Source organism: Methylobacterium sp. Leaf108 (assembly GCF_001423265.1).
Classification (GTDB): Bacteria; Pseudomonadota; Alphaproteobacteria; order Rhizobiales; family Beijerinckiaceae; genus Methylobacterium.
Genome location: NZ_LMND01000001.1, coordinates 168,763 through 183,310, shown reverse-complemented (window position 1 = coordinate 183,310; position 14,548 = coordinate 168,763). Strand labels below are relative to the sequence as shown.

Below are 14,548 nucleotides of genomic sequence, written 5' to 3'. Positions count from 1 at the left end.
GGCTGGCCGATCAAGCCCCGGGCGCTGCCGCCACCGCCGCGATGCCGGCCTGCGCTGCCCAGGCGGTGACGTCGCCCTTACGGATGGCCGCCGCCATCAGGTCGGGGAAGAGATCCGGCGTGCAGGCGAAGGAGGGGACGCCGAGGGCGGCGAGGCGGCCGGCCAGCGCCCGGTCGTAGCTGGGCGCGCCCTCGTCGCTCAGCGCCAGCAGCGCGATCATCTGCACGCCCGAGGCGACGAGCCGCTGGGCGCGGGCCAGAAGCCCGGCCTCGACGCCGCTCTCGTAGAGGTCGGAGATCAGCACCAGGATGGTGTCGTCCGGCCGGGTGATGCAGGATTCGCAATAGGCGACGGCGCGGTTGATGTCGGTGCCGCCCCCAAGCTGCACCGAGAACAACACCTCGACGGGGTCCTCGATTTCCTCGGTGAGGTCGACCACCGCCGTGTCGAACACCACGAGGCGGGTCGAGACCGCCGGCAGCGACGCCATCACGGCCCCGAAGATGCTCGAATAGACCACCGAATGGGCCATCGACCCCGATTGGTCGATGCACAGGATCACGTCCTTGAGGCTGGCGCGCTGTCGCCGGCCGTAGCCGATGCGCGTTTCGGGGACGATAGTTCCGTAGTCCGCCTGGTAGTGCCGCAGGTTGGCGCGGATGGTGCGGTTCCAGTCGATCTCGGCATGGCGCGGGCGCCGGTTGCGGCTCGCCCGGTCGATCGCCCCGGCCACCGCCCGGCGCATCGGCTCCTCCAGCCGCTTCATCAGGGCCTCGACGACCTTGCGCACCACGAGGCGGGCGGTGTCCTTGGTCCTGCCGCCGAGGATGCCGCGCAGGGAGATCAGCGTCGAGACCAGGGCGACGTCCGGGGTCACCGCCTCCAGGAGTTCCGGCTCGGTGAGCATGCTCTCGAGGTCGAGGCGCTCGAAGGCGTCGCGCTGGAGCACCTGCACCACCGCGGTCGGGAAATAGTCGCGGATGTCGCCCAGCCAGCGCGGCACCGACGGGGCGGAGGCGCCCAGACCCGCCTTGCGGTCGGAATCGTATAGGGCGCCAAGCGCCCGGTCGATCCCGGCGTCGCGGCCGGCGAGGACATGGCCGGTCCCGTCGGCCTCGTCGCCCCCGAGGACGAGGCGCCAGCGGCGCAGGCGTTCGGTCTCGCTCATCGGGCGTCTCCGCCGGGCGCCGGCTCGGGTCCCAGCAGGAGCCGCAGCACCGGCAGCACGCGGGCGGCCCGCGCGGCGTCGAAGCCGTGCCCGTGGCCGGTGGCGTCCGGCGTCGTGCCGCCGGGCCGGCGCAGGGCCTCGCCAATGGCCCGGCGCTCGGGCCGCGGGATCGTCGCGAAGCTGCGGCGGACCAGCGGCAGGAGGTCGGTGAAGAGGTCCGCGTCGAGGCCGACGAGCCAGTCGTCGAGGATGCCGAGCAGCCCGTCGCCGTGGATCAGCGCGGTGCCGCCGCCCTCCAGGAACCCGGCGATCCAGGCCGCGGCCGGCCCGGCGCCGCTCGCCCGCGACAGGGCGAGGCGCAGGCGCGTGCCGGCATCCTCGGCCGAGATCGCGCGCGCGTCGAACAGCAGCCGCACCGCGCGCCCGACCACGCGGCCATGGACGTGGTCCTGGCCGGCCAGCGACAGCAGGGCGTCCCGCCAGACCTCGCCGAGGTCGCTCTCCTCCAGCAGCGACACGGCCCGGTGGACGCCCTCGACATGGCCCTTGGCGAGGGCGGCCGCATCGTCGTCGAGGCTCTGGCAGGCCACCACGAGGCCGGCGGCGATGCGCGGAACGATCCCGCGCACGATCCGACGCACCGGCTCGGTGTCCGAGGAGCGGACCGAGCCGTAGCGGGCGAGCTCGGCGAGGGCCGGCAGCGCCTGCATCAGGTCGAACACGTCGGAGGAGACCGCGGCGCGGTCGTCGAGGGCCTGGACCACGTCCGCCGACGCCTGCGCGAGGTCGGCGTCGAGCAGCGTCCCGATCAGGTCCGAGAGGTCGCTGACGCGGGTGGTGGCATGGGCGAGCGTCCGGATCCGGCTCGCCGCCGCGTCGGCCACCGTCCCGCCATCGGCCGAGGCCGCCACGAGGTCGACCGCCCATTCCGGCTGCCAGGCGAGCACCCAGGCCTCGCGGAAGGTGCCGCGTCCGCCGGCCTGGCGCCGCGTCCCCCACGGGATGCCGACGAGGGCGAGGCGGTTGAGGAAGTGGCTGCGGGCGAGGTCGCCCTCCTTGCGCAGGTCGAGCACGATCTCGCGCGACCCGCCCTCCGGCGACAGGCGCAGGCGCTTGCACTGGGCGGCGAAATCGAGCTCCACCGGCGTCCGGGCGCTGCCGGCTGGGGTGGCGCCCAGGCGCTCGCCGATGACGAGCTTGGCGCGGATCAGCCTCATCGGGGCGGGGTCGGCAAAGCACAGGGTCGAGGCGGCGGCCTCGTCGAGGTCGTCCAGGGAGGGGCGCGAGCGCCCGCGCAGGCCCGCCAGCATGCCGGCCAGCCGCACCGCCTCGATCACGGTGGCGGAGGAGGCGTCGAGGTCTTCCCCGCGCAGGAGTGCTGCGGCCCGGGAGAGCCAGCGCGCCGCGACGCGGTCGCCGTGGTGCCAGACCGCGTCGTACCATTCCGGCGAGAGCACGCCGGCCCGGTAGCCGCTGGCGGTGGCGAGGCGTTCGTAGGACCACGGCGCCCAGGCCGCTGCCACCTTGGTCTTGGGCAGGCCCTTCAGGATCGCCGCATCCCGCACCGACTGGCCCTTGGCGTGGTGGCGGGCGAGCGCCGAGGCGTGCCAGGCGCCGCAGACGACGGCGATGCGCGAAAACCCGTCCTTGGCGGCCCTGCGCAGGCCGGTGCGCATGTGGGCCTCGCGCGCTTCCTCGCGGAATCGCTCGGCGTCGGGCGAGGCGTTCTCGGACATGGCGTTCTCGGACATGGCGTCCTCGGCCTCGCGCAGGGCGGCCATCGCTTCGGCGATCGCGGAAAAAACGTCCTCGCCCGCCTCCGAGCGGCTCTCGACGAAGGCGTCCCACCAGCGTTCGCCGTCGTCGTAGCCCGCCGCCCGGGCGAGTTCGCCCAAGGGATCGCGCCGCATGGCGGCCGTGGCCGGGCCCGTCTCCGGATCCTTCTCGGCCTCGTCCTCGATGGCGGCCGGTCCCTCGGTTGCCGGCTCGCCGAAGCCGTCGGCGAGCTGGATCGCGTGGGGCAGGTCGATGAAGCGGGCCGGCACCTCGCGCTCCTGCGCGTGGCGCAGGGCGACCCATTCGGGCGAGAACGCCGCGAAGGGGAAGAAGGCGCAGTCGCGCGGCCGGTCGGCCCGGTAGACGAGCAACGCCACCGGCGGGCGCATCTCCGGGTCGGCGGCGAGCGCCAGCAGCGCCTCGGCATCCGGCGGCCCCTCCACCAGCAGGCAATCGGGGGCGAAGGCGTCGAGGGCGCGCACGAGGCTGCGGGCCGAGCCCGGCCCGTGATGGCGGATGCCGAAGATGCGGATTTCGCTCATGCCCGCCCGGTCAGGCCGACGCGCGGGCGGCGCGGTAGAAATCCGTCCACTCCGCCCGTTCCTTGACCACGGTCTCGAGGTACTCGCGCCAGATCACCGCGTCCTGAACCGGGTCCTTCACCACGGCGCCGGCGATGCCTGAGACGAGGTCGTGGGCGGTGAGCCGGCCGTCGCCGAAATGGGCGGCGAGCGCCAGCCCGCTGCCGACCACGCTGATCGCCTCGGCGGTGGAGAGGGTGCCTGACGGCTGCTTGACCTTGCTCTTGCCGTCCTCGGTCACCCCGAGGCGCAGCTCGCGAAAGATCGTGACGACTCGGCGGATCTGGTCGGCGCCGGGCGGCTCGGCCGGGATCTCGAAGGCTCGGCCGAGGGCGGCCACCCGGGTCTCGACGATGGCGATCTCGGCCTCGATGGTGGCGGGTGGCGGCAGCACCACGGTGTTGAAGCGGCGCTTGAGCGCGCTCGACAGCTCGTTGACGCCCCGGTCGCGGTTGTTGGCGGTGGCGATGAGGTTGAAGCCCTTCTGCGCCGCCACCTCCTCGTTCAGCTCGGGGATCGGCATCGTCTTCTCGGACAGGATGGTGATGAAGCTGTCCTGCGTCTCGGAGGGGATGCGGGTCAGCTCCTCGACGCGGGCGATGCGGCCCTCCTCCATCGCCCGCACGATCGGGCTCGCCACCACCGCCTCGCGGCTCGGGCCCTTGGACAGCAGCAGGGCGTAGTTCCAGCCGTAGCGGATCGATTCCTCGCTGGTGCCGGCGGTGCCCTGCACCACGAGACGCGAGGTGCCGCAGATGGCCGCCGCCAGGTGTTCGCTCACCCAGCTCTTTGCGGTGCCGGGCACGCCGAGTAGCAGCAGCGCCCGGTCGGTGGCCAGCGTGGCCACCGCCACCTCCATCAGCCGCCGGTCGCCGATGTACTTCGGGGTGATCGCCAAAGCGCCGGCCTCGCCGCCCATCAGGTAGGTGACGACGGCCTGGGGCGAGAGCCGCCAGTTCGGCGGTCTCGGCCGCGTGTCGGCGGCCTTCAGCGCTTCCAGCTCCTCGGCGAAGGCGTCCTCGGCCGAGCGGCGCAGCTGCGCGGAGGGGATCGCGGTCTGGCTCATGTCGGATCGAACTCCCGTCTCATGGCGGCGCGCAGGTCGAGGGTCTCGGCCATCGCGGTGATCTGCCGGCGCAGAGAGGCGTCGGCGTCGTCGGGCAGGCGGGCGGCGATGGCCGCGGCCGCGGCGGCGGCGTCCCGGTCGGCATGGCCGCGCTCGGCGATCTGCCGCGGCAGGCCGCCGCGGCGCAGGACGTCGCGACCGGCCACCGGCCCCCCTGCGACCGGGGCAAGCCAATCGAGCAGCGCGGCGGTGAAGGCCGGCGACCACGCCTCGGGGGCCTCGTCGAGCATCGTCGGGACGAGGTCGAGCGGTCCCGCGAGGGCGGCCGTCATCGCGCGCTCCCACTGATCGTCGGGCAGCGTGCCGACCACCGTGGCGAGCGCCCGCCGGGTGGCATCGGTGGCCGTCACGCCCGGGAGGCGGTGTGCGCAGGCGGTCGTCAGGACGTCGATCGTCGCTTGCGTCCAGGCCGGATCGCCCGCCCGGCGGATCGCTGCGGTGAGGCCGGCGAGCAGCGGCTCGTGCCATTCGCTCGCCAGGGCGCGTTCGATCCACAGGCGGGGAGGGTGGCCGGCGTAGCCCGAGAGCGGCGCCAGGGCGACGATCTCCCGCAGAAGCTGGGCGCGCGGGCCGCCGGTGCTGTGGACGGCATAGGGGCTCGGTGCGATGCCGTCGCGCGCCAGCTCCGGGGATTCCTCCGGCAGGGTGACGACGAGATCGTGCCTGGGGGCACGCAGCAACCGCTTGGTCTCCACGATCCGCAGGGCCGCGGCGGCGCGCCCGGCCATGCGGCCGATGAACCGGCTCCCGGGCGAGCGGCCCAGCAGGATCTGGGCCGCCGTGCGGATGCCGCTACCCCTGTCGTCGAGGCAGGCTTCGAGGAAGGGCTCGTCGGCCGCGGACAGGCCCTCGTCCAGCGCCCTGACCAAGGCCGCGCGCATGTCGGCCTTCTCCCCCTTGAAGGCCGCCTCCAGAGCCGTTCGGGCGCCGGCGGGGTCCTGCCGGCGCAGGGCCGTGAAGGCGGTGACCCGCGTTCCGGCGTCGCCCACCGTCCAGTCGTCGGCGGCGACGTCCGGTTCGTCCCGCCCGGAGCAGACCCGGTGCAGCCAGGCGAGCTCCGCGGCGGCGACCGGGTCGATCGTCGCGGAGCCGGTCGCACCGTCACGCCGCCGGTCGAGGACGCAGAGCAGTTCGGGCGGGGCGCGAAAGCCGCGCGCCGCGGCGAGCCGGCACCATTCCTCGATCCGCTCGGCGGGTCCGTTCTCCGCCATCAGCCCGGCGAGGCGGTCGGCCGCCGCCGTGGGGCAGGGCGGCCCGGCCGATTCGCGGTGCGGGAACGGCCGCAGGGCATCGCCTGTGAGGCCGCTGCCGGCGAGGTGGTAGGCCCCGTAGCCCCCGATCCCGGCCAGGAGGTCGGCGCCCGCATCCCCGGTGGCCGGGAGATCGAGCGGTCCGTCCGCCATCGAGCGCAACGGGGCACGCTCGGCTCCCAGCAGCGTCGCGGCCAGGGTCGCGCGCCAGGGATCGCCAGGGGAAGGTCCCGCGGTCGGATGCGCCATCAGGCCGCCCGCCGCAGCAGCGGACGCGCGTCCTGCGCCGGCGCCACGTAGAGCCGCCCTTGCGCGACCAGGCCGAGCGGGCGCAGGCCGTAGCCGTCGTAGAGACCGAACAGGTCGATCGGCCGGCCGGCCGCCACCGCCACGAAGGAGCGGATGCGCGGGTCGTCGCGCAACGCCAGGCAGCCACCGGCATCGCCGACTCCGAACCGGGGCACGCCCGGTTCGGATGCGCTCAACAGCCCGAAGGACACGCCCGACAGCCGCATCGGCCACAGGTCGATCCAGGGCGTCACAGCCAGTGCCCCGGCCCAGGTGTCGAGGGCGTCCGTGATGCCGCCCGCTTCCGGCAGGCTCGCCGGTTGGACCGCGACCGAGCGTCCCTCGCGCAGGACCGCGCGCAGCTCGGGGGCGGCCGGAAGAAAGGCGAGCGCCCCGGAAAACGCCTGCCCCGGCACCGGTGCCGGCGGCAGCGGCGAGCCCGGCGTGCCGTAGTCGAGCACCTGCGCCAGGCGCCCGCCGGTTCGCCCGGCGAGCCAGACCGAGCGGGCGACGAGCTTGTCCTCCTCCTCGATCTCGTGGGCGAGCACCGTCCAGGTGTCGGTCTCGTCGGGTCGGCGGGCGATCTCCTCGGCGCTCACGGGGAAGCCGATGGCGGCACGTACCGCCGCCTGCCGCCCCGGATCGAGAGAGTCGAGGCGATGGGCGGCGCGCAGGATCAGGCCGAGCCGGCCGACCGCCAGGGCGACGGCCTCGTTGCCGGATGCGGCGCCCTCGCGCGGGGCCGCCGCGAGCAGGCCCGGCAGTGCCCGCACCCGGCGGGCGAGACCGGGGGCCTGGGCATCCACGAGGCGCCCGGCCATCCGGTCGAAGAAGGCGTAGGGCTCGCCGCGCAGGCTCGCGGTGCCGCGCCGCATCAGGTCGCGCAGCCACAGGTCGAGCTCGGCCAGTCCCGAGGCGACCTTGTCCTCGCGCGCCCGGCGGCGGCGGGCCTGTGCCGCCTCGTCGACCGGTCTTGCGGGCGCATCGGCCGCGGGTGCCGCTGCGCGGGCGGCCCGCCCCGTCGTCCAGGCGCCGACCCAATCGGGGGGCGCCGCCTCGGGAAACGCTTCCGGCCCGGCGGCATGCGCGAGCATCAGCCCGAGGCCGTGCTTGCAGGGGAACTTGCGGCTGGGGCAGGTGCATTTCGAGGCCGGCCCTGACAGGTCCGCCACCGTCCGATAGGGGCTGGCGCCGCTGCCCTTGATCTCGCCCCAGACCACGTCCCCGGCCCGCGCGAGGCCGCTCCATCTGCCGGGCTTGGCCTGCTCCTGCCCGGCCTTCCGGCTCGGCGCGTCGGGCGCGAGGTCGAGGATCTGGGCGGGGGTGAGGCTCATGGGGCGCCCGGTTCGTCGCATCGGCCGGACGACAGACTAGCGGCGACAGGACGACGAGGAAAAGCCCAAAACCGCGTGGGCCGTTGCAAGCAACGGATCGAGACCTCTGCGGCTATAGCCGGCGTCGACCCGGCTCTTCTCTCGATGGGACGGTGCAGCCGCGACGGCGACACCGCCGCACGGGAGGTGCGCCCCACATCGTCAGGGTCGAGCACGGCTCCTGTCTCCAGCGCGGCGACGACACCGGAGCGCCGGCTCGGGAACCGGTTACATCGCACGCGCTTGTCCAGGCTGGGCAACCCGTGATCTCGTAGGAGGCGACCTTGATCAAGCGATTGGCTCTGGCGGGCATGGCCTGGATCGCGGTCGGGACCTGGGCCGAAGCGCGCCGGGAGGTCCGCCAGGCGGACAGCCCCGCCATGGTCGCCGGCATCGAGGCGGATCTCGCCGGGCGCCACTGCACCGGCGTCAAGATCGACCCCGAACACTTCCGGAGCTTCGCCCGCCAGCATGGGCTGAGCCACGAGGACTTCTTCATGAAGAAGCGGTCCGCGCGCCTCAAGGCCGAGGTCGCCCGCACGACCGAGGCCCTGGCGACGGAGCCGGCCTCCACCTGCGAGCGGCTCTGGGCGGACTACGGTGACGCCGGCCGGAAGGTGACGCTGCTGAGGCACGTCGCCCCCGCCAAGGGCGCGTGAGAGAAAACGGTGCGTGCGGCACGCCGATTGGCGCCGGGAGGCCCGCGTTGACTTCGCCGGCCAAGAATCCTTAACTCCATACGATCGACACGGCGAAGAACCGGAGGGATCATGGGGTCATTACGCGTCACGGGCCATGGCCTCGACCTCGGCGAGGCCCTGCGAGGGCGCGTCGAGGACCGGATGGCCGCAACGCTCGGCAAGTTCCTCGATCCCGCGATGAACGCCAGCGCCAACGGGCACGTGACCCTGCGGCGGGACGGGACCGCCTATCGGACGGACTGCGTCATCCACCTCGTCACCGGCCTGACGCTGGAAGTCGCCGGCAGCGCCCACGACCCACACGCCAGCTTCGAGCAGGCGGCCGACAAGCTCGACAAACGCCTTCGCCGCTACAAGAACCGGCTCAAGGACCATGGCGCCGCCCTCCACGACGGGGCCGCCGTCGAAGCGGCCTATGCCGTGATCGCGGCGCCCGACGACGACGACGATTACGACGACGAGATCCCGGATGGCGACGCCCATCCGCCGGTGGTGGCCGAGAGCACCAAGACCCTCCAGCGCCATTCGGTGAGCGAGGCGGTCACCGCTCTCGACATGACGGGGGCGCCGGTGATCGTTTTCGTTCACGCTGGTACGGGGCGCCTCAACGTCGTATACCGCCGCAGCGATGGCGCGATCGGCTGGATCGACCCGCCCGAGGCCGCCGCCTGAGCGGCGCCGGCGCCGGGGACGTTTCGGGGAGGCGGGTCATGAGGCCGTAGGGGTGGGCGCCGCCTGCTCGTCTGCGGTCTTTCAATTCACGTGCGGTGTCCTGCGGGGCGTCGCCGACGGGGCGATGGTCCTCCATGCCAGTGCTGGAATTCCTCAGTCCGGATTCCGTCGTGCCCTCGCTGCGTGCGCGTGCCAAGAAGCAGATCCTGCAGGAGCTGAGCGCGCATGCCGTGCGCCGGCTTCCGGCCCTGGACGAGCAGGCGGTCTACGACACCCTGCAGCAGCGCGAGCGGCTGGGCTCCACCGGCATCGGCGACGGTGTCGCCATTCCGCACGGCAAGCTGCCGGGGCTCGACCGGCTGTTCGGTCTGGTCGCCCGACTGGAAAAGCCTGTGGACTTCGAGGCCCTGGACGGCCAGCCGGTGGATATCGCCTTCCTCCTCCTCGCGCCCGAGGGGGCGGGGGCCGACCACCTCAAGGCGCTGGCCCAGGTGGCGCGGGTCCTGCGCGAGCCGGGCATCCTCGACCGCATCCGCGCGGCGCGGGACGCCACCGCCCTCTATGCGCTTTTGACCCACACCTCCGCCTCGCAGGCGGCATGATGACGGGATTGGCCAGAGCGATGGCGATCGGCTGCCTCGTGGTCCTGCCGTCGTCCGTCTCGGTCGCCCAGGCGCAGACCGACACCGCCTGCGCCCGCGACGTCCTCGTGGCGACCTCGATGCAGCGCCAGGCCCTCGAACAGCTCGAACAGGCGGGCGGCGACGATGCCGACCGATGCCGGGTCTGGCGGCGCCACGTGGAAACCATGCGGCGCACGGCCAGCGTCTACGGGCGCTGCCTGTCGGGAGCCGAACGCGGCGCCCGCCTCGCCGAGGTCCAGGGCTCCGAGAAGGAGTTTTCCGGGCTGATCAGGACCCGCTGCCGCTAGAGCCTCGCCGATCCGGCGCCTACGCCGTCGGGATCAGCGCCAGGACGATGCGGGCGGCGCTGCGACTCGGGATGTCGTCGTGCGCGAGGCGCATCAGGCCGTCGATCCGGTCGAGCGACGCGATCTGGGCGTCGCGCTCGGCGCCTCCCGTGACCAGCGGCGCCAGGGCGGTGGCGAGGCGCCCGGCGGTGCAATCGGCCTGCACGAACTCCGGCATCGCGTTCTCCCCGAGGATGAGGTTGGGGAGCACGATGGTCGGCACCTGGATGAGGCGGCGCGCCACCGTCTCCTCGATCCGCGAGACCTTGTAGGCCACCACCATCGGGACGCCGGCGAGCGCCAGTTCGAGGGTGACGGTGCCCGAGGCGGCGAGCGCCGCCCGGGCCCGGCGGAAGGCGGCGTATTTCGCGGCCTCGCCGTGGACGAGCCGGACCGGCACCGTCCAGGCGAGCGCCAGCCGCTCGATCATGGCGCGGTGCCGGGACACCGCCGGCAGCATCGCCTCGACCGGGCCGATCCGCCGCGCGAGATCCGCCAGCGTCGCCCCGAACACCGGCATCAGCCGCTCGATCTCCGAGCGGCGGGAGCCGGGCAGGACGACGATCGTCGGCGGGTCGGCGGCGCGCAGCCGCGCCTCGTCGGGACCGGGACGCAATTCCGACAGGCGCTCGATCAGCGGGTGCCCGACGTAGGTGCAGGCCGGGCCGCCCAGGCGCCGATGCGCCTCCGGCTCGAAGGGCAAGAGGGCGAGGACATGGTCGATGAACGGCCGCATCCTGGCCGCGCGCCACGGCCGCCAGGCCCAGACGCTGGGGGAGACGTAGTCGACGATCGGCAACCCCGGCATCCGCTTGCGCACCCGCGAGGCCACCGCATGGGTGAAGCCCGGGCTGTCGATGATGACGAGGATGTCGGGCCGGGCCTCGACGACGTCGCGCACCGTCTGGCGGATGCGGCGCAGGAGCGTGCGCAGGCGCGCGGCCACCGGCAGGTAGCCCATGACCGCCACGTCGTCGATCGGGAACAGGGACGCGAACCCCTGGGCGATCATCGCCTCGCCGCCGACGCCGCCGAAGACGAGCGGATGCTCGGAGAGATCGGACAGGCCGCGCATCAGCTTGGCGCCGAGCTGGTCGCCGGAATCCTCGCCGGCCACCAGCCAGATCTTTCGGGGGGCGGCGCTCACCCGTCGATCCTCAGCCCGACCACGAACAGGCCGGCACGGTCCGCGGCGGCGACGGTGGCCTCCCGGTCGATGATCAGGGTCAGGCCGGCCTGGATCGCGAGGCCGGCGCAACCCGCGGCCGCCGCGTTGGTCACCGTGCGTGGCCCGATCGCCGGCAGGTCGACCCGCAGGTCCTGTCCCTCCTTGGCGAGCTTGACGAGGACGGTACCGGGCTGCGCCCGCCCCAGCCCGAACGGCCTCCGCCCCAGCGCCCGGGCGCGGGCGAGCATCCGGTCGGTCCCTTCCGGGCCTTCGACGGCCACCGCCCGCAGGGCCGCGACCACCGCCGCCTGCCCGACGTCGTAGGGCGACAGCGCGCCGAGCAGGGCCCGGCCGGTGGCGATCGACAGGGCGGCCGCCTCGTCGGGGGCATGGCGGCCGAGCTGCCCCTCCGGGCTCAGGAGGTCTGGCGCCACGTCGTGGACGCCGACGACGCTGTGGCCGCGCTCCTCCAGCAGGGACAGGGCGCCGCGCAGCAGGCGGTCGTCGCCGCCGTTGGCCATGGCCCGCAGGACTTCACGGTTGCGCAGGGCCGCGGCGGCGTTGAGGATCGCGGCGGGGCTCGGCCGGGAGACGCCGCCGGCCGGCACGACACTCGCGGGGCCCCAGGCATCGAGGATCTTGAGGACGCCGGCGACGTCGAGGAGGTCGACGCTGGCCTTGGCCCGCGCCCGCATCGGGCCCTCGGCGAACCCCCGGATGGCGAGGACGCGAAACGGGCGCCCGGACCGCTCTAGGGAGGCCGCCACCAGTTCTGGCAGGCGCCCGGCGCCGGCCACCAGCACCAGGGGGCGTTCGGGGGCCGGGGGCGCGGCCGGCGCGGGCGCCACGGCCGATGCGGACAGGCTCATCGTCCGGCCCGGCCCGTCACGCCGCGCCCGGGGTTCCGCGCGGGGTGCACAGCGAGCGTTTTCCGCCCGCGCGGATGAAGGCGATGATGTCGGCCACCGCCGCATGCGGTTCGAACTCCGCCGCCACGTCCTCGAGCCGCTCCATAAGCGTGCCCTCCGGCGCGAACAGCAGGCGATAGGCCCGGCGCAGGGTGTGGATGTCCTCGCGCGAAAAGCCGCGCCGCTGCAGGCCGATGATGTTGAGGCCGGAGAGATAGGCGCGGTTGCCCAGCGCCATGCCGTAGGGGATGCAGTCGTTCTCCAGGCCGGAGAGGCCGCCGACGAAGGCGTGGGCGCCGACGCGGGCGAACTGGATGATGGCCGCGCCGCCGCCGAGGATGGCGTAGTCGCCCACGGTGCAATGGCCGGCCAGCATGACGTTGTTGGAGAAGACGACGCCGTCGCCGACCCGGCAATCGTGCCCGACGTGGGAATTGGCGAGGAAGGCGCAGCGGTCGCCCACCACCGTTTCCAGGCCGCCGCCCTCGGTGCCCGGATTCATGGTCACGCCTTCGCGGATCATGCAGTCGGCGCCGATGGTGAGCGTCGAGGCCTCGCCGCGGAACTTGAGGTCCTGGGGCGGGTGGCCGATCGAGGCGAAGGGATAGATCGTCGTCCGGGCGCCGACGCTGGTGCGGCCGGCCACGACCACGTGGCTCACGAGTTCGCACCCGTCGGCCAGGGAGACCTGCGGGCCGACGTGGCAGAACGGCCCGATCCGCACGCCCTCGCCGAGCCGTGCCCCGTCCTCGACGACCGCGCTCGGATGGATCGCGGCGCTCACTCGGTCACCAGCATGGCGCCGATTTCGGCCTGGGCCACCAGCGTGTCGCCGACCCGCGCTTCGCCGCGGAACCACCACATCGTCTTGCGCTGGCTGATCTTGGTCATGTGGTAGCGCACCGTGTCGCCCGGGACGACGGGCTTACGGAACTTGCACTTGTCGATGGTCATGAAGAAGACCTGCTTGGTGCGGACCGCCTCGGACATGATGTGGCGGCAGCAGATCGCGCCGGCGGTCTGGGCCATGCCCTCGATCAGGAGCACGCCGGGGAAGACCGGCAGGCCCGGGAAATGCCCCGTGAACTGCGGCTCGTTGATCGTCACGTTCTTGATGCCGATGCAGGACTTGTCGCCGTCGATCTCGACGATCCGGTCGATCATCAGGAAGGGATAGCGATGGGGCAGGAGTTCGAGCACCTTCTGGATGTCGGCCGAGGCGAGTTCCTGCCCGGCATCGCGTCCGCCGGACTCTCGCGGCATCTCGTTCATGGAATCCTACACCCCAAACTTCGCGCGTGCCGGCGCCTCCGAACGCCCGCTGCCCGCCTCGATCGATGGCCGTGGATCGGCCCGCGCCTCAGGATCGGCACGGGCGCTTCACGGCGAGCGGCCCTCTTGTGAAGAAATCGGGGCCAATGCAAGGCCGGATCGCAGATGCACGGTCCGGCGACCCGAAGGCGGGCCTCAGCTTCCCTGCGCCGGGGGGGTGCCGCCGGTCCCGGCCGGGCCGTCGCCGTCGCGACCCGTCCGTTCGGCGAGCCGGGCCAGGGTCGTCAGTTCGCGGAACCAGGCGCGCACGGGCTTGGCCGGGGTGCCGCCCCAGCGGCTGCCGGGGGGCACGTCGCGGTTGACGTTCGACGAGCCGGCGATCTGCGCGCCCATGCCGATGCGGATGTGGCCGACGACGCCGACCTGGCCGCCGAGGACGACGTAATCCTCCAGGGTCGTCGACCCCGAGATGCCGACGCCCGAGACGATGACGCAGTGGCGCCCGATGACGACGTTGTGGGCGATCTGCACGAGGTTGTCGATCTTGGTGCCCTCGCCGATCACCGTGTCGCGGCTGGCGCCGCGGTCGACGGTGGTGTTGGCGCCGATCTCGACATCGTCTTGGATGATGACCCGGCCGATCTGCGGCACCTTGAGATGGCCGCCCGGGCCCATGGCGAAGCCGAACCCGTCCTGCCCGATCCGCGCGCCCGGGTGGACGATGACCCGGTTGCCGAGAAGCGCGTGCGTGAGGGTGGCTCCCGCACCGACGGCGCAATCGCGACCGATCCGGACCTCCGGACCGATCACCGCGCCCGGGCCGATCACGGTGCCCGACCCGAGGTCGGCCCCCGGGCCGATCACCGCGCCGGGATCGACGCGGACGCCGGCCTCGAGGCGCGCGTCCGGGTGGACGTGAGCCCCCGGAGAGACCCCGGCGGAACCGAACAGCGAACCCGGCCGCATGGCGTCGGGATGGAACAGCGCCAGGATGCCGGCATAGGCCCGATAGGGATCCGGCAGGACCAGCGCCGCCGTCGCGGCCGGCACGCGCGCCGAGAAGCGGCGGGAGACGAGGCAGAGGCCGGCCCGCGTCGCGGCCAGCGCGTCGATGTAGCGGGCGTTGTCCATATAGGCGACGTCGCCGGGGCCGGCCGATTCGAGCGGCGCGGCGCCGGCGAAGGCGGCCTCGGCATCGGCTCCATCGGGCACGCCGACGCCACAAGCCCCGGCGATGGCGCCGAGGCTCAGGGTGGTGCGGGTTCTGAAGAAGATCGGATCGGTCATGCCACGAA

General features: G+C 73.5%; 14 protein-coding genes. 4 read left to right on the top strand and 10 right to left on the bottom strand.

Annotation, left to right across the window (positions count from 1 at the left end; translation table 11 throughout):
* Positions 1-10: 10 nt before the first annotated feature.
* The 5 genes from ASF39_RS00880 to ASF39_RS00860 are packed head-to-tail and all read right to left on the bottom strand — an operon-like array spanning position 11 to position 7,523.
* Complete coding sequence (locus ASF39_RS00880; RefSeq protein ID WP_056280376.1) at positions 11-1,168, bottom strand: VWA domain-containing protein; 1,158 nt, start codon at positions 1,166-1,168, stop codon at positions 11-13.
* On the bottom strand, positions 1,165-3,486 hold the full coding sequence (locus ASF39_RS00875) for a DUF5682 family protein (protein ID WP_056280374.1): 2,322 nt from the start codon (positions 3,484-3,486) through the stop codon (positions 1,165-1,167). Before ASF39_RS00875 ends, ASF39_RS00880 begins: the two co-directional genes overlap by 4 nt.
* 10 nt (positions 3,487-3,496) lie before the next feature.
* The gene (locus ASF39_RS00870) at positions 3,497-4,591 is read right to left on the bottom strand and encodes an AAA family ATPase (RefSeq protein ID WP_055879034.1); all 1,095 of its coding nucleotides are present in this window, start codon (positions 4,589-4,591) and stop codon (positions 3,497-3,499) included.
* A complete protein-coding gene (locus ASF39_RS00865) occupies positions 4,588-6,150 on the bottom strand; it encodes a DUF5691 domain-containing protein (RefSeq protein WP_056280371.1) in 1,563 nt (520 codons plus the stop codon). The genes ASF39_RS00870 and ASF39_RS00865 overlap by 4 nt, the downstream gene beginning before the upstream one ends.
* Entirely contained in the window at positions 6,150-7,523 is a 1,374-nt protein-coding gene (locus tag ASF39_RS00860; protein ID WP_056280369.1) for an SWIM zinc finger family protein, read from the bottom strand. Before ASF39_RS00860 ends, ASF39_RS00865 begins: the two co-directional genes overlap by 1 nt.
* A 323-nt stretch (positions 7,524-7,846) precedes the next feature.
* Here ASF39_RS00860 and ASF39_RS00855 point away from each other — a divergent pair, with 323 nt between their 5' ends.
* The 4 genes from ASF39_RS00855 (at position 7,847) to ASF39_RS00840 (ending at position 9,866) form a co-directional block, all read left to right on the top strand.
* Positions 7,847-8,221 carry a hypothetical protein gene (locus ASF39_RS00855; protein ID WP_156387493.1) on the top strand — a complete coding sequence of 125 codons (375 nt, stop codon included), beginning with the start codon at positions 7,847-7,849 and terminating at the stop codon, positions 8,219-8,221.
* 111 nt (positions 8,222-8,332) lie between these two features.
* Positions 8,333-8,935, top strand: coding sequence for a ribosome-associated translation inhibitor RaiA (gene raiA, locus ASF39_RS00850; protein ID WP_055879025.1), 603 nt, complete (start codon positions 8,333-8,335; stop codon positions 8,933-8,935).
* A 134-nt stretch (positions 8,936-9,069) separates the two neighbouring features.
* Positions 9,070-9,537, top strand: coding sequence for a PTS IIA-like nitrogen regulatory protein PtsN (gene ptsN, locus ASF39_RS00845; RefSeq protein ID WP_055879022.1), 468 nt, complete (start codon positions 9,070-9,072; stop codon positions 9,535-9,537).
* Between the two features lie 20 nt (positions 9,538-9,557).
* Entirely contained in the window at positions 9,558-9,866 is a 309-nt protein-coding gene (locus ASF39_RS00840; RefSeq protein ID WP_156648250.1) for a hypothetical protein, read from the top strand.
* A 19-nt stretch (positions 9,867-9,885) separates the two neighbouring features.
* Here the strand turns inward: ASF39_RS00840 and lpxB are convergent, their stop codons facing one another.
* From lpxB to lpxD, 5 genes are all read right to left on the bottom strand, one after another.
* Complete coding sequence (gene lpxB, locus ASF39_RS00835; RefSeq protein WP_056280361.1) at positions 9,886-11,052, bottom strand: lipid-A-disaccharide synthase; 1,167 nt, start codon at positions 11,050-11,052, stop codon at positions 9,886-9,888.
* A complete protein-coding gene (lpxI, locus tag ASF39_RS00830) occupies positions 11,049-11,942 on the bottom strand; it encodes a UDP-2,3-diacylglucosamine diphosphatase LpxI (protein WP_056280358.1) in 894 nt (297 codons plus the stop codon). The genes lpxB and lpxI overlap by 4 nt, the downstream gene beginning before the upstream one ends.
* 16 nt (positions 11,943-11,958) lie before the next feature.
* Entirely contained in the window at positions 11,959-12,765 is an 807-nt protein-coding gene (gene lpxA / locus ASF39_RS00825; protein ID WP_055879007.1) for an acyl-ACP--UDP-N-acetylglucosamine O-acyltransferase, read from the bottom strand.
* Entirely contained in the window at positions 12,762-13,244 is a 483-nt protein-coding gene (gene fabZ, locus ASF39_RS00820; protein ID WP_055881024.1) for a 3-hydroxyacyl-ACP dehydratase FabZ, read from the bottom strand. The genes lpxA and fabZ overlap by 4 nt, the downstream gene beginning before the upstream one ends.
* A 204-nt stretch (positions 13,245-13,448) precedes the next feature.
* Complete coding sequence (gene lpxD / locus ASF39_RS00815) at positions 13,449-14,540, bottom strand: UDP-3-O-(3-hydroxymyristoyl)glucosamine N-acyltransferase (RefSeq protein ID WP_056280355.1); 1,092 nt, start codon at positions 14,538-14,540, stop codon at positions 13,449-13,451.
* Positions 14,541-14,548: the final 8 nt, after the last annotated feature.

Bases quoted from the DNA above. Each gene is read 5' to 3' on its own strand.
- ASF39_RS00880 (WP_056280376.1), bottom strand. From the start codon at position 1,168: ATGAGCGAGACCGAACGCCTGCGCCGCTGGCGCCTCGTCCTCGGGGGC.
- ASF39_RS00875 (WP_056280374.1), bottom strand. From the start codon at position 3,486: ATGAGCGAAATCCGCATCTTCGGCATCCGCCATCACGGGCCGGGCTCG.
- ASF39_RS00870 (WP_055879034.1), bottom strand. From the start codon at position 4,591: ATGAGCCAGACCGCGATCCCCTCCGCGCAGCTGCGCCGCTCGGCCGAG.
- ASF39_RS00865 (WP_056280371.1), bottom strand. From the start codon at position 6,150: ATGGCGCATCCGACCGCGGGACCTTCCCCTGGCGATCCCTGGCGCGCG.
- ASF39_RS00860 (WP_056280369.1), bottom strand. From the start codon at position 7,523: ATGAGCCTCACCCCCGCCCAGATCCTCGACCTCGCGCCCGACGCGCCG.
- raiA (WP_055879025.1), top strand. From the start codon at position 8,333: ATGGGGTCATTACGCGTCACGGGCCATGGCCTCGACCTCGGCGAGGCC.
- ptsN (WP_055879022.1), top strand. From the start codon at position 9,070: ATGCCAGTGCTGGAATTCCTCAGTCCGGATTCCGTCGTGCCCTCGCTG.
- ASF39_RS00840 (WP_156648250.1), top strand. From the start codon at position 9,558: ATGGCGATCGGCTGCCTCGTGGTCCTGCCGTCGTCCGTCTCGGTCGCC.
- lpxI (WP_056280358.1), bottom strand. From the start codon at position 11,942: ATGAGCCTGTCCGCATCGGCCGTGGCGCCCGCGCCGGCCGCGCCCCCG.
- fabZ (WP_055881024.1), bottom strand. From the start codon at position 13,244: ATGCCGCGAGAGTCCGGCGGACGCGATGCCGGGCAGGAACTCGCCTCG.
- lpxD (WP_056280355.1), bottom strand. From the start codon at position 14,540: ATGACCGATCCGATCTTCTTCAGAACCCGCACCACCCTGAGCCTCGGC.